Consider the following 22,012-nt stretch of genomic DNA (forward strand, 5'->3'; position numbering starts at 1 on the left):
TGAAACGGCTTGCATAGGTGTGAGACAAAGGTACTCTCCCTAATATGGATTGGCGCGACGAGGGGGTATTGCTTAGTGTCCGACGACACGGGGAAACCTCTGCAATCATTGAAGTATTTACGGCAGAACATGGCCGGCATGCAGGCGTGGTGCGAGGTGGCACCAGCCGCAAAATCGCGCCTGTTCTGCAACCTGGAGCACAGCTTGATGTGACGTGGCGTGCCCGTTTGGAAGATCATCTGGGCAGCTATACGGTTGAACCTTTGCGAAGCCGTGCAGGTGTTATGGCGGACCGCCTTGCGCTGGCAGGTCTGAATGCAATCTGTGCGCTTCTCGGTTTTGTACTGCCGGAACGCGAGGCACATATAGGACTCTACCAAAGGTCGGTAACCCTGTTGGATTTGCTCGAGCGGACGGATGCCTGGCCGCTAGCCTACCTGCGTTGGGAAACAAACCTTCTTGAAGAATTGGGGTTTGGTCTCGACTTAACCCGGTGCGCCGTGACAGGAACGCGTGAAGATCTGGCATATGTTTCGCCAAAAACCGGGCGTGCAGTCAGCCGTGACGGTGCGGGCGAATGGGCCAGCAAGCTGTTGCCATTGCCTATGTGTTTGCTGGGCCAGGGGCCAGTGACAGATGCGGATATAACCCAAGGGCTTCGCACGACGGGTTTTTTCCTTGGAAACTGGGTTGCGCCCTCGCTTGGGAACAAGCCACTGCCAGCTGCACGACAGCGCCTTGTTGATCTTCTGGCGCGTCAGGGTTGAGCCAGCCTAAAAACCATTTCGCGTCCTGCGTCATTTGACATAATCAGCGTTTCGCCAGAAACCTCGACCAATGTCATTTCCTCAAGCGCTTTTAGAAATTCGGCTTCTGCAGGTAAATCGGAACAGGCCATTTTGGTGGCGCCAATCTCGGAAAGGGCGATCCACGGGTAAGGTGCCTGCTGATTTCCGAAGTACCGATTGCAGGGTGCTTGCCCTTCTACCCGCCCTGGTTCGGGAAAGGATATTGTGGCACTTGAGGAAAAGGGTGCGCCATCAAGTTCGGAAAGTACCCACGTGGATTCGGAGCTAACGTAGCCAGAAATGGATTCATCCTCTTGGCAAGCGTCAAATAGCAACAGAGGGATCATCAGGATAAAAGCACGCATAAGGTGTCTGCCTGTTTATGTCAGAAACATTTTCACAGTAAACCTAAGCGCAAATTGTGCATAGACCAATTCGTCTGAAAACTGGGTGCGGCATTCGTGCGGAAGGCCGTGCTGCTAAGTTTACCCGAGCAGGCGCCGCGCAATCACCTGCGCCTGAATTTCTGCCGCCCCTTCGAAGATGTTGAGGATGCGCGCGTCACACAAAATACGGCTGATCTGGTACTCCAGCGCGAAACCGTTTCCACCGTGAATTTGCAATGCATTGTCCGCCGCCGCCCACGCAACACGTGCGCCGAGTAGCTTGGCCATCCCGGCTTCAAGGTCACAACGTTTGTCATGGTCTTTCTGCCAGGCGGAATGATAGGTCAATTGCCGCGCAACCATGATTTCAACAGCCATCATCGCAAGCTTGCCAGCAACACGTGGGAAGTTGATCAGTGATTTGCCAAATTGGTTGCGGTCGATCGCGTATTGCATCCCGACTTCAAGCGCGTTTTGTGCAACGCCTATGGCACGCGCTGCTGTCTGAATACGAGCGGATTCGAATGTTTGCATAAGCTGTTTGAAGCCTTGGCCTTCAACACCCCCAAGCAGGTTTTCTGCCTTTACCTTGAAGCCGTCGAACCCAAGCTCATACTCTTTCATGCCACGGTAGCCGAGCACGTCAATCTCACCGCCGGTCATGCCGGGGGTTGGAAATGGCTCTGCATCGGTTCCCGGCGTTTTTTCTGCAAGGAACATCGACAGACCTTTGTAGTCTGTCGTGTTTGAGTCTGTGCGGGCAAGCAAGGTCATCACATGGGTCCGTGCTGCATGGGTGATCCATGTCTTGTTGCCGGTTACGGTGTATTCGTCACCTTCCCGAACGGCGCGTGTGCGCAGGCTGCCAAGATCGGAACCTGTGTTCGGTTCAGTGAAGACGGCAGTTGGCAGAATTTCGGCACTGGCAATTTTTGGCAGCCAGTGTGATTTCTGCTCGTCTGTTCCACCACAAAGGATCAGTTCAGCTGCAATTTCGCTCCGGGTGCCGAGCGAACCAACGCCAATGTAGCCACGGGAAAGTTCTTCCGAGACGACAACCATAGACGCTTTGGAAAGACCGAAACCACCAAGGTTTTCCGGAATCGTCAGGCCAAAGACGCCCATTTCAGCCAGTTCCTCAATGATCTCCATCGGGATCAGCTCGTCGTTCAGATGCCAGTCATGTGCATTTGGGCTGACGCGTTCATCGGCAAAGCGGCGAAACTGTTCGCGTATCATTTCAAGTTCGTCATCCAGGCCAGAGGCGCCGAAGGTCGCGTGACCATGATTGTCTTGCATCAGCGTAACAAGCCGGCTGCGCGCCGCTGCCGAATTGCCCGATTGAGCGAGAGTGGCGATAGCAGGCGCCTGTAAAATTCCACCTGTCAGGCCGATATCCTGCAGGCGCGCAATTTCGCCCTGACTCATCGGAATGCCGCCCTTAAGCTGCGAAAGGTATTCGCCAAAAGCGATTTGCAGGATCAACTGCTCCATCTCGCCGAACTTACCATCTGTGTTTAGCCGTTCTGCCCAGGCTTGCATCTGTGTCAGTGATTCGACGTATGTTGCGATCCATGACAATGCATGTGCAGCATGCTGGTGCTCTTCGATCAATTTGCCGGAGATACGGCCATCTTCGCTAACAAGGTTGCGCAAAGCCGTCTTGGAGGTCTCAAACAGTTCATTTGCTGGGGAAATAGCCTGTTTTGTCAGTTTCAGGAGGTCGGAGAGAACCGGTCCATTTGTCTCTGGGTCGCTCATATCCTGTCCATCATGGGGCATATCCGGGCTCCTTTATCGCGGTAAGCCGGGAATAATCTTTTTGCACCTGCAGCGCAACTTAAATGCGTGATTGCCATGTATTTTGAATAAAAATGACTTTCCAAAAACGGTGCGGCGCCGCGTGAACCATTGTATAGCATAGAAAAGGCGGGAGTATTTCTTGGGTCAGCTATTTGCGGAGCTCAGTTGGTTGACGATCGGAATGGCAGCCGGCGTAACCTTTGCAGCTGCCTTTGTAAAAGGGGCTGTCGGCTTTGGGATGCCGACGATAATGATTTCCGGCATTGGATCGTTTCTTTCGGTTGAAGCCGCTCTTGCGATTTTGATTGTCCCGACGGTTTTAACCAATGCTGCGCAAGCGCTGCGCGAGGGATGGCGCGCGGCTTGGGAGTCGATCATTCTGTATCGAAAGTTCTTGCTGGTCGGGTTTGTCTTTCTCGTGCTGAGCGCACAGCTTGTTTTGTTTTTGTCATCTCAGGTTTTGTTTCTGCTGATCGGAATTCCAATCAGTCTTTTTGCGTTTTCCCAACTTATCGGTTGGCGGCTACATTTGCGGCCAGATCAGCGGGATAGGGCAGAACCCATTGTAGGCGCGGTTGCTGGCTTTGTCGGAGGCTTGTCAGGTGTTTGGGGGCCACCCACAGTTGCCTATCTGACAGCGATAGACGCGCCGAAGCGCGAACAGGTGCGTGTGCAGGGGGTGATTTACGGACTTGGGGCAATAGCATTAATGTTGGCGCATATACGTACGGGGATTGTTTCGGTTGAAACGGTTCCACTATCCACGACGATGCTGATTCCGGCGTTCATAGGTTTGTGGTTTGGTTTTCAGGTTCAGGATCGGCTTGATCAGGAGAAATTTCGACGTGCTACTTTGTTTGTGCTTGTTATTGCTGGGCTAAACCTGATCCGGCGCGGAATTATGAGCTAGCTGCGAAGCGTATTCGAAGCACCAGGGGAAACGAAAACGGCCGCCCGGTAACGGGCGGCCGTTTCTGATACGTTTAGTTTGGGAAATCTACCCGATAGCGACGGCTTTCACGTCATCATCGATGTAATCTTCGTACTGGGAAAAGTTTTCAGCAAACATATTGACCAGTTTCTTGGCCTGCCGGTCATAAGATTCCGGGTTGTCCCATGTGCGACGCGGGTCAAGCAGAATGTCAGCAACACCAGGCATAGAAACAGGAACCTCAAAACCAAAGTTTGAATCTTTGCGGAACTTGGCTTCTGCGAGTGTGCCGTCAAGAGCCGCCGTCAGCAGCGCACGCGTTGCTTTGATTGGCATCCGGCTGCCTGTGCCATATGCACCACCTGTCCAGCCAGTATTAACCAGCCAGCACGTCGCGCCATGCTTCGCGATTTTCTCACGCAGCAAATTGCCATAAACCTCTGGCCGGCGCGGCATGAATGGCGCACCAAAGCAGGTTGAGAATGTCGGCTCAGGCTCCGTAACACCACGTTCGGTCCCAGCAACCTTGGACGTAAAGCCTGAAAGGAAATGATACATCGCCTGTGCAGGTGTAAGACGCGCGATCGGAGGCAGAACACCAAAAGCATCACAAGTCAGCATGATGATATTTTTTGGATGTCCACCGAGCGAGCTTTTCGAAGCGTTCGAAATGTAGTTCAGAGGGTATGCACAGCGCATATTCGCGGTCAGGCTATCGTCTGAAAAATCAAGTTCTTTGGTTTCTTCGTCATAGATCATATTTTCGATGACCGTGGCGAATTTTTGCGTCGTTGCGTAGATTTCAGGCTCGGCTTCAGCCGACAGGTTGATCGTCTTGGCATAGCAACCGCCCTCAAAATTGAAGGTGCCACGGTTTGACCAGCCATGTTCGTCATCGCCGATCAATACACGCGAAGGATCTGCCGAAAGGGTCGTTTTGCCCGTGCCTGAAAGCCCAAAGAAAATAGCGGTATCAACAGGATTGCCCGGTGCATGGTTTGCCGAGCAATGCATCGCCATAATGCCTTTGCCCGGTAAGATGTAGTTTAACAGGCTGAAAACTGATTTTTTATTCTCGCCTGCGTATTCGGTTCCGCCGATCAGAATAAGCTTTTTGTCGAAGTTCAGCGCAACCACGGTTTCCGAACGACAACCATGACGTTTTGGATCAGCTTTGAAGCTAGGGCAATTGATGATGGTGAACTCTGGCACAAAAGTATCGAGTTCTTCACGGTCCGGACGGCGCAGCAAGTGACGAATAAACAAACCATGCCAGGCCAACTCGGTTACCATCCGCACGTCTAAACGATGCGCAGGATCAGCGCCGCCATAAAGGTCTTGGACGAAGTAATCGCCACCCTTCATATGGGCGAGAATGTCTTTTTGAAGCACATCAAAGGCATCGGGTGCCATTGGTGCATTGTTTTCCCACCAGATTGTGTCTTCGACACTTTCAGTGCGAACCACAAATTTGTCTTTGGGTGAGCGCCCGGTATGCTTGCCAGTGGTCACAAGAAATGTGCCACCGTTGCCAAGCGTGCCTTCACCGCGCTTCAGCGCTGCCTCGACTAGGGCAGGCTCCATTAGGTTGTAGTAGACATTGCCCAGACCTTTGATACCCTGATCATCCAGTCGGTGTGCGGGGTTTACCCGTCCTGTCATCTAAACACTCCCGTGGCCGCCTCACAGACGGCGCATCACTGCTGTTCAAATCCGGCGCAAAGGGCCACTTTTGCACCGATCAGACGCTCTTAGTCTGATAAGCGTCTCTTAACATGACGTTTCTTGGAATGAACAGGACGCATTCGAACAGTTAGCGCAACCAACAGAAGATTAGCGCAACCATACATCGGTTAGCGCAACCATCATAGTGCCTAGTGAGACATATTAGCCATTGGTTACCTTTTTTCAGGTGAAATAGGTGGGGTCAAAACAAGTGATTCGCAGTTAGTTGTTGATTCTAAAGGCCAGAAGCAGGAGAATATGTCAAAAAATAGACAAACAGAGCAGTATAAGGATACCACCCATGTCGAAAATCGCGCTGGTGGATGATGATAGAAACATCCTGACCTCCGTCTCAATGACACTTGAGGCTGAAGGTTTCGAAGTAGAAACATATAACGATGGGCAAACTGCGTTAGACGCATTTAATAAGCGTCTGCCGGATATGGCCGTGTTAGATATAAAAATGCCGCGTATGGACGGCATGGATTTGCTTCAGAGATTGCGGCAAAAGTCAGCTATGCCCGTAATCTTTCTAACCTCCAAAGACGATGAGATTGATGAAGTTCTTGGCCTCAGAATGGGCGCAGACGATTATGTGAAAAAGCCGTTTTCACAGCGTTTGCTGGTAGAGCGTATTCGCGCCTTATTGCGTCGACAAGAAGCAATCGCCAATGATGAAGTTGCTGTTGAAGAAGATCAGAAGATTATTCAGCGCGGCGATCTAACAATGGATCCATTGCGCCATTCGGTCAGTTGGAAGGGTGGTGAGGTTTCGCTCACTGTGACGGAGTTTTTACTTCTTCAATCCCTTGCGCAGCGCCCCGGTTTCGTCAAAAGCCGTGATCAGTTGATGGATGTTGCCTATGACGATCAGGTTTATGTTGATGACCGGACTATCGACAGCCACATCAAACGACTGCGTAAAAAGATGCGAACCGTTGATGATGAGTTTTCAGCAATCGAAACCCTTTATGGCATTGGCTATAGATACAACGAAGAATGACACTGGCCTCTAAGATAGATTTATCCAACCCAAAATCCGGACAGAAAGGCGATGTCGTTCTGGGCGAGGACTGGGTTGGCATGGACAGTTCGGTTGATAGCGAGATGCGCGCCAGCAGGGAGCGGCGCGGTTTCCTTTCTCTGAACCGGTCTCCTTTGGCGCGCAAAATCATCACGTTCAATTTGCTGGCCCTCATTTTACTGGTCGCCGGCGTAATGTTTTTGAACCCGTTTCGTGACAGTTTGGTACTGCAGCGGGAAAACGGCTTAGTTGCTGAAGCAGAACTGATTGCAGATGTATTTGAGGCGCAATTGTCAGAAGATGCGCCCGTTGATCTGGTCTCGGATGATTTGCTGGATCCGGCAGAAACGCTTCGCGGGATAGATCTGGCGTCTGGTGTCGAAATTTTTGTGTTTAATCCTTCCGGGGTTCTTGTGGCGACAACAGTGGGTGAGCCGCGAAATGAAACACCTGCATTGGACAATTTGCAAGTGGACGATAGCAGTACGTTAATCACCGATTTTCTTGATATGACGTGGCGTGGTGTGTCATCGGTATTGACGCCTGCAGATACAGCTCGACCAGAACCCAACATTGAAGGACAGGCGCGTGCACTTGTTGCGGATACCGTGAGTATTGGTGCTCAGATCAAGACGGGCCGTCAAAAAGACGGCGGCACTATTTTTTCTGTGGCAACACCAATTGTGCAGGGAACCAACGTTGTCGGTGTGGTCTCAATTACAAGCGCAGCAGGTGAGATCGACGAATTGGTCAAGCGTGAACGCGAACAAGTCTTGCAGATGTTTGTAATCGCAATATTCGTTTCAATAGGCCTTAGCCTTGTGCTGGCGTCCACTATAGCGAACCCGCTGTCCGACTTGGCTGCCGCTGCGGAACTCGGACGTGACAAAGACGCGCGTAAGATGAGTCCTGGTCGGGTCCGTATTCCTGATCTGACGGCCCGACCAGACGAGATTGGCCGCCTGTCCGGGGCGCTGCGCGGCATGGTGGCTGCACTCTATGATCGTATCGACGCGAACGAGCAATTCGCAGCAGACGTCGCACATGAAATCAAAAACCCTTTGGCCAGTCTTCGCTCGGCGGTTGGTACGTTAAGGGTCGCGAAGAAAGAGGACCATCGCGTAAAACTGCTGGATGTTATTGAGCATGATGTGCGTCGGCTTGACCGGCTTGTAAGTGACATTTCAAACGCGTCCAGATTGGACAGTGAGCTAGTGAAAGAAGAAGAAGAATCTTTCAACTTGCTAAAAATGCTGAAGAACCTGACCGAGTATCTGGGGCAGGAGGCGTCGTCCAAGGGGATCGAATTCATTTCGGATCTGCCTTCGGGGCCAATTGTCATACAAGGGTTAGAGGCCCGATTGGCACAGGTTTTTGTGAACCTGATCACGAATGCGATGTCTTTTTGCGAAGAAGGCGACGCAATTAGGGTTTGGGCGCGCCGTCGTGAGAACCGTGTCCTGGTTGTTGTTGAAGACACTGGCCCTGGCATCCCGGATCAGGCGTTGCACAAGATTTTCAACAGATTCTATTCCGAGCGTCCCCCAGGGCAGTTCGGCAACAATTCCGGTCTCGGACTTGCGATTTCAAAACAAATCGTTGATGCGCATGGTGGCGTAATTTGGGCCGAAAATATTCGTCCCACAGATGCTGATATCACCTCGGAGCCGCTGGGTGCGCGGTTCGTGGTGGGCCTTTCAATTTAGTTGGGCCCGAGGTTTGGCCGATCACATAATCGGGCCGTCACCAAAGCCGGGCGAATTGCGCCCTTCACACACGACGCTTCATGCAACAACTGTCACGTTGGGCGGACGCGGCCTGCTGATTGCCGGCAAATCCGGAAGCGGCAAATCCGAACTTGCCTTACAGCTTGTGGCTTATGGCGCAATGCTTGTCTCCGATGATCAGACCTTCATTCAAGAACGGGAAGGGGTATTGGTTGCGAGCCCCCCGCCCGCTATTGCAGGGCAAATTGAGGCACGTGGCCTCGGGATACTTTCTATCGAATATGCAACTCAGAGCGTTCTGGTGGCCGTAGTTGATATGGAACCTGTCGAAAAGGACCGGTTGCCGCCATTGCGCGATTGCAGCATTCTGGGTGTCCGGTTGCCGTTGATTTACAAAACTGAGGCGCCATATTTCCCTGCAGCAATCCTGCAATATCTGAAAGCGGGGCGGAGCGCCTGACAATGATAGACACACAAACAGCGCCTGTATTAATCGGACAACGGCTCGTTCTGGTCACCGGCCCATCAGGTGCCGGACGCTCCACCGCAGTTAATGTGCTGGAGGATATTGGTTACGAAACAATCGATAACCTGCCTCTCAGCTTGCTTCCGCGGCTTCTGGATGGTCCGCCAATCTCACACCCTCTTGCGCTTGGGATCGATGTGCGCAACCGTGACTTTAGTACCGCCGCGTTAATAGAGGTGATTGATCGGCTTACGGACACTGCGGGAATAGAGGTTGAAGTTTTTTATCTCGACTGTCGACCTGATGTTTTGGAGCGTCGATATTCAGAAACGCGTCGCCGGCATCCTTTGGCCCCCGCTGAATCGCCCGAGGAAGGCATCAAACGCGAAATTGATTTACTAAAACCGATACATGCGCGCGCCGACATCCTGGTGGATACGTCAGAGATGACACCCCACGAACTTCGGGCGGAAGTCGAAAAATGGTTCGCGCCAGATACCGGGCAGCGGCTTGCAATTTCTGTCCATTCGTTTTCCTACAAGCGCGGCTTACCGCGCGGTGTGGACATGATTTTCGACTGCCGGTTTTTACGAAACCCCTATTGGGAACCAGACTTGCGCGGGTTGAATGGAAAAGATGCAAAAGTGGCGCACTATGTTGCAGAAGACGCTCGTTTTCAGTCCTTCTTTGACAAAGTCGCCGATTTGGCGCAAATGCTGCTCCCGGCCTACATAGACGAAGGCAAAGCACATCTTTCGATAGGGTTTGGCTGCACCGGTGGGCAACATCGGTCGGTGATGGTAACTGAAAGACTGGCGTATGCTTTGGGTGAAGCTGGCTGGCAGGTGTCTGTAAGACACCGGGAATTGGAAAGACGGGCATTGCAAATGCCCGAAACGAACCGGGGTGATAAAGCGTGATCGGAATAGTGATCGTCGCGCATGGTGGTTTGGCCAGGGAGTATCTGGCCGCTGTCGAACATGTTGTCGGCAAACAAACCGGTGTTCGTGCGATTGCTATTGAAGACAATCACAACCGCGCAGAAAAACAGGACGAGATTTGCGTTGCAGCGGACGAGGTGGACCAGGGATCTGGTGTTGTAGTGGTGACAGATATGTTTGGTGGCTCTCCATCGAATTTGTCCCTGCGCGCCTGCGCACCAGAAGATCGCAAGGTCATATACGGCGCAAACTTGCCGTTGTTGGTAAAGCTGGCGAAGAGTCGCCACAAACCGATCGCAGAAGCGGTTGCCTTGGCGCTTGCCGCAGGGCGTAAGTACATTGACTTTTGCGACGGTTAGAACGTGTAAAGGGTTGAGCAAGATGGCAAGCAGAGAGCTTAGCATCATTAACGAAAAGGGTTTGCACGCTCGTGCGGCCGCCAAACTGGTTGAAGTCGTAGAGGGGTGTGACGCGACGGCAGTTGTCTCAAAAGACGGTTTGGATGCCTCTGGCGACTCGATTATGGGCCTTTTGATGTTGGCAGCCTCGAAAGGAACCTCTATTGAGGTTGCTACTAGTGGACCAGAGGCGGACAAACTAGCCGAAGCTCTGCAGGCGCTAGTGGCCGACCGTTTCGGCGAAGATTTCTAAGAAGCGCAATAGTGCCAAACGCAAAACCGGAATAGCCCATTGGTTGATCATTCGCAAACTTCAGACGACGTAGAGTCTGTTAATCAGCCCTATGATGGACGAAACCTGTCTTACTCAACAACTTTTACGAATCCGTGGAAAGTCCTGCTGATCAAGACAATGGAATGGTCCACAGGCAAAATTCGTTTGCTACGTCTTGTGCGAAAGTTTGAGAGAAAGGGTGTTCCGAAGGGACAAGCATTCTGGGATGATACCCTTGGATTAATGGGCATTGATTTGCTCACTCCAGAAGAGCAGATCGCGCGTATCCCAAAAACCGGGCCGCTCGTTGTTGCAGCCAACCATCCGCATGGGCTTGTGGATGGCATGGTTCTTGCTGGCCTCGTCGGCAAGGTGCGTCAGGACTATAAAATTCTGACACGGAACCTGCTAACTGGTGTTGAAGAGATTGAACAACACATGGTCCCGGTGGCATTTCCGCATGAGCCCGACGCAATTCGTAAGAACATCGAAATGCGCAATATCGCCATGACTCATTTGAAGGCGGGTGGTGTGGTCATTTTGTTTCCATCAGGTTCTGTTGCGACGTCAAAGACATTCTTTGGCCCGGCTGAAGAATCAGACTGGAATCCGTTTACGGCCAAAATGGTTTTAAGGTCGGATGCAAAAGTTCTGCCAATTTATTTTCCCGGTCAGAACTCGCGGTGGTTTCAGATTGCGAACAAACTGTCTGATACATTGCGCCAGGGTATGCTTTTACACGAGGTCGTATTCTCGCTGAACAAGCCGCAGTCTCCGGTTGTCGGAGAGTTGATTGAGCGAGAAGAAATTGATAAATGGTCGGATAATCCACGGGGTTTCATGGCGTGGATGCGTGAAAAAACGCTTTCTCTAAAAAACCAGTAAGCAGTTCTGATCGCTCTTTGCAGCCACGGGCACGAATTTAGCGCGTCGGAACCGGAGTTTCGCCGCGATAGTCATAGAACCCGCGTTCTGTTTTTCGGCCAAGCCATCCTGCTTCGACATATTTTGTGAGCAACGGGCAAGGGCGATATTTGGTGTCAGCCAGCCCGTCATGAAGCACGTTCATGATCGCAAGGCACGTGTCGAGCCCGATGAAATCCGCGAGTTCCAGTGGCCCCATCGGGTGGTTCGCGCCAAGCTTCATCGAACTGTCAATCGACGCAACAGAGCCTACACCTTCGTAAAGCGTGTAAACGGCTTCGTTGATCATTGGCATAAGAATGCGGTTCACTATGAAACCTGGGAAATCCTCGGCAGATGCAGAGGTTTTACCAAGCTTCTCCACAACGCCAAGACATGTTTTGAAGGTTTCTTCATCGGTCGCGATGCCGCGTATCAACTCCACCAATTGCATGATCGGCACTGGGTTCATGAAATGGAAACCCATAAATTTTTCTGGCCGGTCTGTGCGTGATGCAAGCCGTGTAATCGAAATCGACGAGGTGTTGGAGGTCAGAATAGTAGTAGGCTTCAGATGCGGCAGCAAGTCTTCAAAAATGGCGGTTTTAACGCTTTCACGCTCTGTCGCTGCCTCGATCACCAAATCAGTCTGCGCTATGTCGGGCAAATTTAATGTTGTTTTGATTCGTGCCAGAGCGCCGCTTCGCTCTTCGGCAGAGATCTTTTCGCGGCTGACCTGCCGCGTTAGATTCACGTCGATCAGCGCAAGTGAGTTGTCGAGGCTTTCTTGAGAAATGTCATTCAAGATAACGTCAAAACCGGCAAGGGAAAATACATGGGCAATACCATTGCCCATCTGACCCGCGCCAACAATTCCAACTGACTTGATTTCCATAATTGCCCCTTTCGTTTTCGACCAAAGCTTATGCCGCAGTGCAGAGGAGGCGCAAGGGGGTCTTGTCTTTAAAGATTGGGACAAATGCGCCGTTTAGGATTTTGGCAATGACAACCACTCATTTTGAACCCGGGTGAGTCGAATTAACGAGGTGGGTGGATATGGCCTATGAAAATCTGGGCGAAGGCCTGTTAAACTATTTTCCGTGTCAGTACCAAGGATCGAGGCTTCTTTTTCGCGGTCCGCGGCGAAAACTGACCGGAGAGTTTGTGGCGTATTTGGGCGGTACAGAGACCTATGGGAAATTCATAAAGTCCCCGTACCCGGCCTTGATCGAGGAAGAACATGGTGGTGATCGGGCGGTAAATTTCGGGTGTGTGAATGCCGGCCTGGACGTTTATGCAAATGATCCATTTATCATAGACGCCTGTCGAAACGCCCGCGCAACTGTTATCCAGGTGTTAGGCGCTCATAACATGACGAACAAATATTACTCGGTTCATCCAAGGCGGAATGATCGGTTTTTGCGCGCTTCACAGCATCTGCAAACAACATATCCAGAAGTGGACTTCACAGAGTTCAACTTCACAAGGCACCTTTTGATGACTCTGCGCAGACTGTCTGCCAACCGGTTCAGAGATGTGGAAGCACAGCTTAAAGCAACTTGGTTGGACCGAATGAAACTTCTTTTAAACAAGATCGGTGGAAAGACAATTGTGCTTTGGTTCGCAAACGACATGCCACTATCGAAAATGGGCAAAGAAACCCATTTGCGCGACCCCCTGTTCGTTGACGAAAACATGATTGAGGAAATTCGGCTTCTGACATCTGAAGTGGTTTTTGTTACGCCGAGTTCCGTCGCGCGAGCACGCGGTACTGCTGGCATGATTTTTTCACCGATGGAGCAACTTGCTGCAGAACAAATGCTCGGCGTTTTCACGCATCATGAAGCAGCCCGTAAAGTGTCAACTGCGCTCGAGAGGCTCAGGTAAAAAAAGGCCCGCTTGGAAGCGGGCCCTTAAAGAAATTCGAACTACGTGAGCCAGAGTTTGGCTAGTCCAGTTTACTGGTCAGTTCTGGCAGCGCAGTAAACAGGTCTGCGACAAGCCCGAAGTCAGCGACCTGGAAAATGGGCGCTTCTTCGTCCTTGTTGATCGCGACGATCACTTTGGAGTCTTTCATGCCGGCAAGGTGTTGAATGGCACCTGAAATCCCTACAGCGACGTAGAGGTCCGGAGCAACAACCTTACCGGTTTGACCAACCTGCCAGTCGTTCGGTGCGTAACCAGAGTCAACAGCAGCGCGCGATGCGCCGACTGCAGCACCAAGCTTGTCGGCTAACGCCTCAATCAGTGCGAAGTCATCTTTAGATCCGACACCACGGCCACCTGACACAACCACACCAGCACTAGTAAGTTCTGGGCGGTCGCTGGCTGCAACTTTGTCTTCAACCCATTCGCTAAGACCAGGCGCTTCCGCAGTACTGATCGTTTCCACAGGGGCAGAACCACCGTCACCCGCAGCATCAAAGGTCGATGTGCGGATAGAAACCACTTTAGTCGCATCCGAGGATTTTACCGTCTGAATTGCGTTCCCAGCGTAGATTGGCCGTTCAAACGTGTTGCCGTCAATTATGCCGGAAACATCCGAGATCACCATCACGTCGAGCAAAGCAGCAACGCGCGGCAGGACGTTTTTCGCATCGGTCGTGGCGGGGGCCACGATATGCTCGTAGTCGCCTGCCAAAGACGCGATCAGCGCGGCAGTTGATTCTGCAAGACGGTGTCCAAGTGATGCATCTTCAGCAACGAGTACTTTCGAAACACCTTCAATTTTGGACGCGGCTTCACCAGCTGCGGCAGCCGAGGCGCCTGCACAAAGCGTGGTTACTTCACCCAGCTTCGTTGCAGCGTTTACAGCTTTTGCAGTTGCGTCGAACGCCAGTTCACCGTCGGTGACTTCTGCGAGAAGAAGAACAGCCATTATACAGCCCCCACTTCTTTGAGTTTCTCTACCAGCTCGTCAACCGAGCCAACGATAACGCCAGCAGCGCGTGCTTCCGGTTCTGCTGTGCTAATGATTTCCAGGCGTGGCGTGACATCGACGCCGTAATCAGCAGGCGTTTTTTCATCCATAGGCTTCTTTTTAGCCTTCATGATGTTCGGCAAGCTTGCATAGCGTGGCTCGTTCAGGCGCAGGTCAACAGTCACAATCGTTGGCAGGGTGACTTTGATTGTTTGCAAACCACCGTCAACTTCGCGAGTCACGACGGCATGATCACCGTCGATGTCTAGATCAGAGGCAAAAGCAGCCTGCGACCAGCCAAGAAGAGCCGAAAGCATCTGGCCCGTTGCGTTCATGTCATTGTCGATCGCCTGCTTGCCGCAGAGAACAATGCCGGGGGCTTCTTCCTCAACAATTGCTTTCAGGATTTTAGCAACTGCGAGTGGTTCAATGTCGGTATGCACGTCATCAGCGGCAACGACAAGAATTGCGCGATCAGCGCCCATCGCGAGGGCGGTTCGCAGCGTTTCCTGTGCTTGTTTAACACCAATCGAAACGGCAACAACTTCGTCAGCCTTACCAGCTTCGCGCAGGCGGATAGCTTCTTCAACTGCTATTTCGTCGAACGGGTTCATCGACATTTTGACATTCGCGAGATCAACACCGCTGCCATCCGCTTTCACACGGACTTTGACATTATAGTCGATCACGCGCTTGACAGGCACGAGTACCTTCATGAGCGTTATTCTCCTCAAAAATGGATCCTGAAACGGACCCGTTCAAGCTCTCGCGCTGTTGTTAGCGTTTCATTCACTGGGAAAACAGGCCAAAATCGACGCAGTGGCATAATATGACGTCGGGTTTTGGTAATTTTATTGCTTAGCGGTTCGCGCCTGGCACCCAGAGAACATCATCAACGCCGTTATTGTTGGCGATGCGGGCTGCGACAAAAAACCAATCAGATAGACGGTTTAGGTACTTCACCGCCGCTGGGTTTAGCGACTCAACAGAAGCGAGTTCGGTGGCGAGTCTCTCTGCCCGGCGTGAAACTGTTCTGCAAAGATGCAGATAAGCTGAAAGAGGCGATCCCCCGGGCAAAATGAAACTGCGAAGCGGTGTAAGCAAATTGTTCATCGAGTCGATCTCTGATTCGAGACGTTCAACTTGTGTGTCAGTGATCCTCAAGGGTGCATATTCTGCGTCTGAATCTTTTTCCATTTCAGGGCGGCAAAAGTCCGCGCCAAGATCAAAAAGATCATTCTGGATCGCAGCCAGTTTGTGATCCATTTCGCCAGTTGCGTGAAGGCGCGCCAGACCAACAGTTGCGTTGGTTTCATCAACCGTTCCGTAGGCCGAAACTCTGGCAGAATGTTTCGCAACGCGGCTGCCATTTCCGAGCGCTGTTTCACCAGTATCCCCCGTGCGGGTATAAATTTTGTTCAGAACAACCACGGGCTAGTTCCCTCCACGCAGATAGATAAAAACGAGAATTAGTAAAACGGCGACCGCCTGAGCCGCGACGCGATATCGCATAAGGCGATTTGCGTGTTTGCGATTGAATTCGCCACCTTTGGTGAAACTTCCAAGGCCAATCATCAGAATGACAAGCACAACCAAGATTGCAATCGCAACTATGATGAACAATGGATCCTGAAACATGGTTTATCCTTTCGGTCTGGAGTGCATGTAATCCGACCTCTCACAAATTGCGACCGAAAAAGTCTCAAAAGCCTTCTTGCGGGGATTTAAGAACCTTCATCGACACGCTGGTCAGACCTTTGCGAGAAACCAGTCCAACACACGGGTTGGCAATGCGCGTCGTAGCATGTCCATCATGTAGGTTGGTACGGTTACGTAGTATCGTGGTCGGGGACGGCGAGATTCCATTGCGTGGATCAATTTCTTTGTCACAGCGGATGACGGTAATTCGAAAAGGTCAGGTTTTCCGGCTTCATTGCTCAGTCGCTTGCAGAGTTCCTTTTCGTAAGCGTTACGAACAGCGGAGGTTTTCCAATCAATCCACTTTTCAAACTGAATTCTGGCATTTTTACGAAAATCGGTCGCGATAGGGCCTGGTTCGATCAGAATGATGTCAATAGGGTGATCACGCATTTCGATGCGCAAGGTATCTGTCAAACCTTCAAGCGCGAATTTCGTTGCGTTGTATGCACCGCGATATTGCATTGCCACAAACCCCAATACCGAAGAACAGTTTACAATCCGCCCATGCCCCTGTTTGCGCATAACAGGTATCACACGGCACGTCAGATCGTGGTAGCCAAACAGATTTGTCTCAAAAATAGTTTGTAGCGCGGCGCGCGGAAGATCTTCTACTGCACCCGGTATCGCGTAAGCGCCGTTGTTAAATAACGCGTCAAGCGTTCCACCCGTACGGGCCAAAGTTTCCGCAACCGCAGCCTCAATCGTGGCTTCATCCTCGTAATCGAGAACGAAGCTTTCAAGCCCTTCTGAAATCAGGCGGTCACAATCAACTTTTGCTCTGCAGGTTGCAAAAACCCTCCAGCCGCGTTTTTTCAGGGTGTGGGCAGCATCATAACCTATGCCAGAGGAACAGCCGGTGATCAGGATCGATTTTTCTGCCATGGTTCTGCCTGTCGTTTGTGTTTTCACCGCCATATGTCATCTGCCCTAGCAGGACAAATAACTTTCGTGTTTTGGCTGTTGGTTGTCTTTGTCGGTGCAACAGCGCTTTACCTGCGCGAGCGCCACGTTTATCACATCATCTATGACAGATATTACTGACGACCCCAACATCAGCCCAAGTAGCGGGCCTGGCGAAGTTACAGAACCACTGCGCCGCGCAATCGGTGAGCGCTACCTGACCTATGCGCTTTCAACGATCATGCATCGCGCATTGCCTGATGCACGCGATGGGTTGAAGCCGGTTCACAGGCGCATTTTGTATGCGATGCGCGAACTCAAGCTGGCCAGCAATGGCGGCTTCCGAAAATCCGCTAAAATTTCAGGCGATGTGATGGGGAACTACCATCCGCATGGTGATGCCGCGATTTACGATGCCATGGCCCGGCTGGCGCAGGATTTTGCGGTTCGCTATCCGCTCGTCGATGGGCAGGGCAACTTTGGCAACATCGACGGTGATAACCCTGCGGCAAGTCGATACACTGAGGCGCGGATGACCGCTGCCGCAGAGGCCTTGCTGGAAGGTTTGTCCGAGAATGCCGTTGATTTCCGCGAAAACTATGATGGTACTCTGACCGAGCCCATCGTTTTGCCAGCGTCCTTTCCAAACCTTCTGGCGAACGGGTCAAGCGGTATCGCCGTGGGCATGGCAACAAACATTCCGCCCCACAACATTGCCGAGCTTTGTGACGCCTGCCTGCATCTGATCAAAGTGCCAGACGCACGGGATGACACGCTGATCAACTACGTTCCGGGGCCAGATTTTCCAACCGGTGGCGTGATTGTTGAGCCGCGTGAAAGCATGCTTGAAACGTACCGCACGGGTCGCGGCGCGTTTCGTTTGCGGTCAAAGTGGGAAATTGAAGAACTGGGCAGGGGGCAGTGGCAGATTATTGTTACTGAAATCCCGTACCAGGTGCAAAAATCCAAGCTGATCGAAAAACTGGCAGAGCTGATCCAGTCAAAACGCATTCCGATTTTGGCCGATGTACGTGATGAATCAGCTGAAGACATTCGGCTGGTGCTGGAGCCGAAATCAAAGAACGTCGTACCAGAGGTCTTGATGAATACGCTGTTCCGTCAGTCAGACCTTGAGCTGCGGTTCAGCCTGAACATGAACGTGTTGATCGACGGGCGAACCCCAAAGGTCTGTAGCCTGAAAGAAGTGTTGCGCGCGTTTCTTGACCATCGTCGCGAGGTTTTGCAGCGGCGCAGCCAACACAGGCTTGAAAAAATCGACCACCGTCTCGAAGTGCTGGAAGGGTACATTGTTGCCTTCCTGAATCTGGATCGCGTGATCGAAATTATCCGCTACGAAGATGAACCAAAAGCGGTGATGATTGCTGAGTTCGACCTGTCTGATGTTCAGGCCGAGGCTATTCTGAACATGCGGCTGCGGTCCTTGCGCAAGCTCGAAGAACTGGAGCTGAAGCGCGAGCTTGATGTATTGCTGCTAGAGCGCGAAGGTCTGGCCGAGTTGCTGGCAGACGAGGGCCTGCAATGGAACCGGATCAGCGAACAGTTACGCGAGACGAAAAAGAAGTTTGGCAAAGACTACGAAGGTGGCGCGCGGCGAACCCAGTTTGCTGAAGCCGCCGTGGTCGAGGACGTTCCTATTGAAGCAATGATTGAGCGGGAGCCGATTACGGTGGTCTGCTCAAAAATGGGCTGGGTGCGTGCGATGAAAGGGCATATCGCGCTGGAAACGACCGAACTGAAGTTCAAAGATGGTGACGAAGGACGGTTTGCCTTCCATGCGGAAACCACCGACAGGTTGCTTGTGCTGGGAACGAACGGGCGGTTTTACACGGTTCCAGCCTCCAACCTGCCCGGAGGCCGTGGGATGGGTGAACCACTGCGCCTGATGGTGGATTTGCCAAACGACGCCGATCTGGTGGATTTGTTTATACACGTACCCGGTCGCAAGCTTTTGGTCGCTTCAAGTGCGGGTGATGGCTTTGTCGTGCCCGAAGATGACGTCATGGCGCAAACCCGCACCGGTAAGCAGGTGTTGAACGTGCGGAACGAGGTTCGCGCACAAGTTTGTCGCCCGATAGATGGTGACAGTGTCGCCTGCGTTGGCGAGAACCGCAAAGTGCTGATCTTCCCGCTTGATGAGTTGCCGGAAATGACCCGTGGCAAAGGTGTGCGGCTGCAGAAATACAAAGATGGCGGGCTTTCGGATGCAACGACATTCACCCTGGCCGACGGGCTAAGCTGGCTTGACCCTGCGGGGCGAACGCGAACAGAAACCGCGTTGGTAGAGTGGACGGGCAAACGCGCAGGCACAGGCCGTATGGCGCCGCGTGGGTTCCCAAGGAACAATAAGTTCACCTGATCTGGGTTTCAGGGGTTATTGGTTGACCTAAGAGATTTAACACTGATGGAGTAAGCTCATGAACCTTGGGGCATTTTCTATAAGTTTAGGCATCAAGAATCTTAAAAATTCGAAGGAATTTTACGAAAAACTTGGCTTTGCGCAATTCGCTGGTGATGAAGAGCACAACTTTCTGATTATGAAAAATGGAGAAACGCTGATCGGGTTGTTTCAAGGTATGTTTGAAGGTCCGATGCTGACATTTAATCCCGGGTGGGATCAATCGGCTCAAAACATTGATGCTTTTACGGACGTTCACGAAATCAAAGATCGCCTGAAGGCTGCGGGGCTGGAAGTAACACAGGAAACAGGTGAAAAAGACGGCCCGGCCAGTTTCACAGTGATTGATCCAGACGGGTATCCCATCTTAATTGACCAACACCGATAGTTTTGCAGGAAAGAGGTGGGTTGGGGCCCATGTTAGCTTAGATTGCCCTAATTTTAACTGCGTCGAAAACGGATACCCTAAGCTTTTTCAACCTTCAGCCAGACACCCCCTTCGGGGCGCAGGGTTAGGATCATCACGGGTTTGGGCGTTTTTCCGGGTATCGTGCTGAACCTGAACTTTGCGAGCAGTGTCGCCAGAATAATCACCGCCTCCTGCAACGCAAAGCTCGCCCCGATACAAACGCGGGGACCGTCACCGAAAGGCAGATATGCATAGCGGTTTATTGCCCTCGGGTCAGCAAAGCGGTCTGGGTTAAACGTATTAGGTTTGTCCCACAGCAGATGGTTGCGATGTAACGCGTAGATCGGAAGAATGACTGTGTCTTTCGCCCTGACTTCACGGCCACACAAAGTATCCGGCTTCTGCGCGGTGCGGGACAACATCGCTGCAGGCGGATAAAGGCGCAGTGTTTCATCTACGATCTGGCGTATGTATGGCAGGTTTGCACAGTCTTCCGCTGTTGCGGCACGGTTGCCAAGCACAGCTTGCGCCTCTGTCCGCGCACGGTTTTGCACTTCCGGGTCAAACGCACAAAGATATAGCGCCCAGGCAAGTGTAAGCGCAGTCGTCTCATGGCCAGCAACGATAAAGGTAAGCAGATTATCCCGCAGTTCGGCCGTTGTCATCTTGCGTTCAGTTTCGGGGTCTTCACCTTCAAGTAGAAGATCCAGCAAATCAGGCGTTTCTTTGGTCGCTGCTTCGCGCCGTCTATCAATCACTTCATCTGCAACGCTCTTCATCTGTTTCATTGAACCAGATGAAAGGATACGCGAAGGCCGCGGCACCCAGTTGGGTGCGCCCAGAATATCCAGCAACGAGATCTTTGCTGTCTGATCGATGTAAGAGTTTATTGCGTTGTGCATTGCACTGCGGTCAAAACCCTCATCCCCTGAAAAAGTTACATCGGAAATGACTTCAAAGGTGGCCCTTACCATCTCTTCGTAAAAATCTACGCCTCGCCCGATGCTTTTCTCAGTGCGTTCAGCGCAACGTTCTGCTGCGGTGGTCATCATCGGTGCCAGATTCTGAATGTTTCGATGCGAGAAAACCGGGGCAGCGGTGCGCCGCTGCCAGCGCCAATGTGTCCCTTCGGCGACGAACAGGCTTTCGCCAATTGCTGGGCGCAGGATATTCTTGGTCACATCGGACTTGGGATAGTCTTCAAGTCGGTCTTTCAGGATATGGCGAAGCGTGTCAGGGTCCATAACCATATGCCACCGCTTGCCGGTTTTGCCTGAAACAATTGGCTGACGAGTTGCGATCTCCGGCAAAATTTCAAGCACGTTACGCCGTGCCGCCTGAAGCGTGCGCAAGATACCCCATGGTTCTTTAACCAGTGGGACGTGGGCCGGGATATTCTTTAGGGCGGTCTGATCCATCACGCGCTCCTGTCTTTAAATCATATAGGAGCAGCGAAGCCCCGTGCAACGTGGTGCAATTGCACGGGGATGGGTCATAGGTTATTGCAATATAATAATGAGTTTGGGAGTTTCTGATGCGTAAGCTGTTACTGTCGCGTCGCGTTCTTGTTTTAATTGGTTTTTTTGGTTTGCCGGCATGTAGCGGAGGCGGCCCAATTGACGGCCCACTTGAACCGATGGGACAATTCCGGCTTGGCCACAATATTGTCGTCGCAGACAACGCACAGCTTGGGCCGCTGTCACGCGAAGCAGACCCGGACGAATGGAAAGCTGCGTTGACCAGCGCAATTTCTGACCGGTTTGGCCGGTATGAAGGTGAGCGGATGATCCATATCGGTGCCAGCGTTGACGCCTATGTTCTGGCTGTTCCCGGTGTGCCGATCCTCTTCTCCCCAAAATCGGTGCTTATTTTAGGGGTAAATGTCTGGGACGACGCCACACAAACCAAACTGACCGATCAGCCACATCAGATTACCGTTCTTGAAAGCTTGTCTGGGCGCACAGTCGTTGGCTCAGGGCTGACACAGCGTAAAGAAATCCAGATGCGCAACTTGTCGCGAAACGCTGCTGCATCAATCCAACGCTGGCTTCTTACGCATCCTGAATGGCTTAATACGGATGATGTGGCTTCAGAAGATGTTGCGTCAAACACGGTCGATCCGGAAACAGATGATGTTTCGGATCTTGTCGCAAACAATGCGCTGGAAGGTGCGCCGGAGACCGCGCCCGATGGCGCGGCGGTGCGTCTACCTGAAGAAACGCAGGAAAGTGTTGCTGAAGAGGCCAAAACGACCAACTGATGCTTGATTTTTCCGTCCAGTTTTCGTAACGAGCGCGCGA

23 protein-coding genes are annotated in these 22,012 nt (G+C 52.0%); 13 read left to right on the top strand and 10 right to left on the bottom strand.

The features are described from left to right. The first annotated feature begins 44 nt into the window (after nt 1–44). Complete coding sequence (gene recO / locus J4E70_RS00815; protein WP_213887168.1) at nt 45–767, top strand: DNA repair protein RecO; 723 nt, start codon at nt 45–47, stop codon at nt 765–767. Here the strand turns inward: recO and J4E70_RS00820 are convergent. Both J4E70_RS00820 and J4E70_RS00825 read right to left on the bottom strand, forming a co-directional pair. After that, entirely contained in the window at nt 758–1,153 is a 396-nt protein-coding gene (locus tag J4E70_RS00820) for an META domain-containing protein (protein ID WP_213887169.1), read from the bottom strand. The two genes, recO and J4E70_RS00820, sit on opposite strands and share 10 nt — an antisense overlap. Before the next feature lie 120 nt (nt 1,154–1,273). Continuing rightward, the gene (locus J4E70_RS00825) at nt 1,274–2,956 is read right to left on the bottom strand and encodes an acyl-CoA dehydrogenase family protein (protein ID WP_213887170.1); all 1,683 of its coding nucleotides are present in this window, start codon (nt 2,954–2,956) and stop codon (nt 1,274–1,276) included. Nucleotides 2,957–3,116: 160 nt separating this feature from the next. On the opposite strand from J4E70_RS00825, the gene J4E70_RS00830 reads away from it, so the two are divergent. Then, complete coding sequence (locus J4E70_RS00830) at nt 3,117–3,887, top strand: sulfite exporter TauE/SafE family protein (protein ID WP_246531553.1); 771 nt, start codon at nt 3,117–3,119, stop codon at nt 3,885–3,887. An 87-nt stretch (nt 3,888–3,974) separates the two neighbouring features. Here the strand turns inward: J4E70_RS00830 and J4E70_RS00835 are convergent, their stop codons facing one another. Next, nucleotides 3,975–5,570, bottom strand: a complete 1,596-nt coding sequence (locus tag J4E70_RS00835) for a phosphoenolpyruvate carboxykinase (RefSeq protein WP_213887171.1) — start codon at nt 5,568–5,570, stop codon at nt 3,975–3,977. Nucleotides 5,571–5,934: 364 nt separating this feature from the next. On the opposite strand from J4E70_RS00835, the gene J4E70_RS00840 reads away from it, so the two are divergent. Genes J4E70_RS00840 through J4E70_RS00870 form a run of 7 tightly spaced genes read left to right on the top strand, consistent with a single transcriptional unit; the run spans nt 5,935 to nt 11,348 of the window. Then, a complete protein-coding gene (locus tag J4E70_RS00840) occupies nt 5,935–6,636 on the top strand; it encodes a response regulator transcription factor (protein ID WP_213887172.1) in 702 nt (233 codons plus the stop codon). Further along, entirely contained in the window at nt 6,633–8,363 is a 1,731-nt protein-coding gene (locus J4E70_RS00845) for a sensor histidine kinase (protein ID WP_213887173.1), read from the top strand. The genes J4E70_RS00840 and J4E70_RS00845 overlap by 4 nt, the downstream gene beginning before the upstream one ends. 13 nt (nt 8,364–8,376) lie before the next feature. Beyond that, nucleotides 8,377–8,844, top strand: coding sequence for an HPr kinase/phosphorylase (locus J4E70_RS00850; RefSeq protein ID WP_246531554.1), 468 nt, complete (start codon nt 8,377–8,379; stop codon nt 8,842–8,844). Nucleotides 8,845–8,846: 2 nt separating this feature from the next. Continuing rightward, entirely contained in the window at nt 8,847–9,770 is a 924-nt protein-coding gene (rapZ, locus tag J4E70_RS00855) for an RNase adapter RapZ (RefSeq protein ID WP_213887175.1), read from the top strand. Further along, on the top strand, nt 9,767–10,150 hold the full coding sequence (locus J4E70_RS00860; protein ID WP_213887176.1) for a PTS sugar transporter subunit IIA: 384 nt from the start codon (nt 9,767–9,769) through the stop codon (nt 10,148–10,150). The genes rapZ and J4E70_RS00860 overlap by 4 nt, the downstream gene beginning before the upstream one ends. 22 nt (nt 10,151–10,172) lie before the next feature. Next, entirely contained in the window at nt 10,173–10,442 is a 270-nt protein-coding gene (locus tag J4E70_RS00865; RefSeq protein WP_213887177.1) for an HPr family phosphocarrier protein, read from the top strand. A gap of 39 nt (nt 10,443–10,481) precedes the next feature. After that, complete coding sequence (locus J4E70_RS00870) at nt 10,482–11,348, top strand: lysophospholipid acyltransferase family protein (protein WP_213887178.1); 867 nt, start codon at nt 10,482–10,484, stop codon at nt 11,346–11,348. 37 nt (nt 11,349–11,385) lie between these two features. Here J4E70_RS00870 and J4E70_RS00875 read toward each other — a convergent pair whose 3' ends face one another. Then, nucleotides 11,386–12,261, bottom strand: a complete 876-nt coding sequence (locus tag J4E70_RS00875; RefSeq protein WP_213887179.1) for a 3-hydroxybutyryl-CoA dehydrogenase — start codon at nt 12,259–12,261, stop codon at nt 11,386–11,388. Nucleotides 12,262–12,422: 161 nt separating this feature from the next. Here J4E70_RS00875 and J4E70_RS00880 point away from each other — a divergent pair, with 161 nt between their 5' ends. Continuing rightward, on the top strand, nt 12,423–13,253 hold the full coding sequence (locus J4E70_RS00880; protein ID WP_213887180.1) for a DUF6473 family protein: 831 nt from the start codon (nt 12,423–12,425) through the stop codon (nt 13,251–13,253). 61 nt (nt 13,254–13,314) lie between these two features. On the opposite strand, the gene J4E70_RS00885 is transcribed toward J4E70_RS00880, so the two are convergent. From J4E70_RS00885 to J4E70_RS00905, 5 genes are all read right to left on the bottom strand, one after another. Further along, complete coding sequence (locus J4E70_RS00885; RefSeq protein WP_213887181.1) at nt 13,315–14,244, bottom strand: electron transfer flavoprotein subunit alpha/FixB family protein; 930 nt, start codon at nt 14,242–14,244, stop codon at nt 13,315–13,317. Next, nucleotides 14,244–15,002, bottom strand: coding sequence for an electron transfer flavoprotein subunit beta/FixA family protein (locus tag J4E70_RS00890; protein WP_213887182.1), 759 nt, complete (start codon nt 15,000–15,002; stop codon nt 14,244–14,246). Before J4E70_RS00890 ends, J4E70_RS00885 begins: the two co-directional genes overlap by 1 nt. A 142-nt stretch (nt 15,003–15,144) precedes the next feature. Beyond that, nucleotides 15,145–15,717: a cob(I)yrinic acid a,c-diamide adenosyltransferase gene (locus tag J4E70_RS00895; protein ID WP_213887183.1), complete on the bottom strand. Its 573-nt coding sequence runs from the start codon at nt 15,715–15,717 to the stop codon at nt 15,145–15,147. A 3-nt stretch (nt 15,718–15,720) separates the two neighbouring features. Continuing rightward, entirely contained in the window at nt 15,721–15,924 is a 204-nt protein-coding gene (locus J4E70_RS00900) for a twin transmembrane helix small protein (protein ID WP_213887184.1), read from the bottom strand. Between the two features lie 111 nt (nt 15,925–16,035). Next, nucleotides 16,036–16,869, bottom strand: coding sequence for an SDR family NAD(P)-dependent oxidoreductase (locus J4E70_RS00905; protein ID WP_213887185.1), 834 nt, complete (start codon nt 16,867–16,869; stop codon nt 16,036–16,038). 142 nt (nt 16,870–17,011) lie between these two features. On the opposite strand from J4E70_RS00905, the gene parC reads away from it, so the two are divergent. Next, nucleotides 17,012–19,264, top strand: a complete 2,253-nt coding sequence (parC, locus tag J4E70_RS00910) for a DNA topoisomerase IV subunit A (protein WP_213887186.1) — start codon at nt 17,012–17,014, stop codon at nt 19,262–19,264. Between the two features lie 58 nt (nt 19,265–19,322). Continuing rightward, nucleotides 19,323–19,691, top strand: a complete 369-nt coding sequence (locus tag J4E70_RS00915; protein WP_213887187.1) for a VOC family protein — start codon at nt 19,323–19,325, stop codon at nt 19,689–19,691. Between the two features lie 77 nt (nt 19,692–19,768). Here the strand turns inward: J4E70_RS00915 and J4E70_RS00920 are convergent, their stop codons facing one another. Next, a complete protein-coding gene (locus tag J4E70_RS00920) occupies nt 19,769–21,130 on the bottom strand; it encodes a cytochrome P450 (RefSeq protein WP_213887188.1) in 1,362 nt (453 codons plus the stop codon). Nucleotides 21,131–21,246: 116 nt separating this feature from the next. On the opposite strand from J4E70_RS00920, the gene J4E70_RS00925 reads away from it, so the two are divergent. Continuing rightward, entirely contained in the window at nt 21,247–21,972 is a 726-nt protein-coding gene (locus tag J4E70_RS00925; protein WP_213887189.1) for a hypothetical protein, read from the top strand. Nucleotides 21,973–22,012 lie beyond the last annotated feature (40 nt).

The organism is Pseudohalocynthiibacter aestuariivivens (assembly GCF_018457175.1).
Lineage (GTDB): Bacteria > Pseudomonadota > Alphaproteobacteria > Rhodobacterales > Rhodobacteraceae > Pseudohalocynthiibacter > Pseudohalocynthiibacter aestuariivivens.

Bases quoted from the DNA above. Each gene is read 5' to 3' on its own strand.
- recO (WP_213887168.1), top strand. From the start codon at position 45: ATGGATTGGCGCGACGAGGGGGTATTGCTTAGTGTCCGACGACACGGG.
- J4E70_RS00820 (WP_213887169.1), bottom strand. From the start codon at position 1,153: ATGCGTGCTTTTATCCTGATGATCCCTCTGTTGCTATTTGACGCTTGC.
- J4E70_RS00825 (WP_213887170.1), bottom strand. From the start codon at position 2,956: ATGCCCCATGATGGACAGGATATGAGCGACCCAGAGACAAATGGACCG.
- J4E70_RS00835 (WP_213887171.1), bottom strand. From the start codon at position 5,570: ATGACAGGACGGGTAAACCCCGCACACCGACTGGATGATCAGGGTATC.
- J4E70_RS00840 (WP_213887172.1), top strand. From the start codon at position 5,935: ATGTCGAAAATCGCGCTGGTGGATGATGATAGAAACATCCTGACCTCC.
- J4E70_RS00845 (WP_213887173.1), top strand. From the start codon at position 6,633: ATGACACTGGCCTCTAAGATAGATTTATCCAACCCAAAATCCGGACAG.
- rapZ (WP_213887175.1), top strand. From the start codon at position 8,847: ATGATAGACACACAAACAGCGCCTGTATTAATCGGACAACGGCTCGTT.
- J4E70_RS00865 (WP_213887177.1), top strand. From the start codon at position 10,173: ATGGCAAGCAGAGAGCTTAGCATCATTAACGAAAAGGGTTTGCACGCT.
- J4E70_RS00875 (WP_213887179.1), bottom strand. From the start codon at position 12,261: ATGGAAATCAAGTCAGTTGGAATTGTTGGCGCGGGTCAGATGGGCAAT.
- J4E70_RS00880 (WP_213887180.1), top strand. From the start codon at position 12,423: ATGGCCTATGAAAATCTGGGCGAAGGCCTGTTAAACTATTTTCCGTGT.
- J4E70_RS00885 (WP_213887181.1), bottom strand. From the start codon at position 14,244: ATGGCTGTTCTTCTTCTCGCAGAAGTCACCGACGGTGAACTGGCGTTC.
- J4E70_RS00890 (WP_213887182.1), bottom strand. From the start codon at position 15,002: ATGAAGGTACTCGTGCCTGTCAAGCGCGTGATCGACTATAATGTCAAA.
- J4E70_RS00900 (WP_213887184.1), bottom strand. From the start codon at position 15,924: ATGTTTCAGGATCCATTGTTCATCATAGTTGCGATTGCAATCTTGGTT.
- J4E70_RS00905 (WP_213887185.1), bottom strand. From the start codon at position 16,869: ATGGCAGAAAAATCGATCCTGATCACCGGCTGTTCCTCTGGCATAGGT.
- parC (WP_213887186.1), top strand. From the start codon at position 17,012: ATGACAGATATTACTGACGACCCCAACATCAGCCCAAGTAGCGGGCCT.
- J4E70_RS00915 (WP_213887187.1), top strand. From the start codon at position 19,323: ATGAACCTTGGGGCATTTTCTATAAGTTTAGGCATCAAGAATCTTAAA.
- J4E70_RS00920 (WP_213887188.1), bottom strand. From the start codon at position 21,130: ATGGATCAGACCGCCCTAAAGAATATCCCGGCCCACGTCCCACTGGTT.
- J4E70_RS00925 (WP_213887189.1), top strand. From the start codon at position 21,247: ATGCGTAAGCTGTTACTGTCGCGTCGCGTTCTTGTTTTAATTGGTTTT.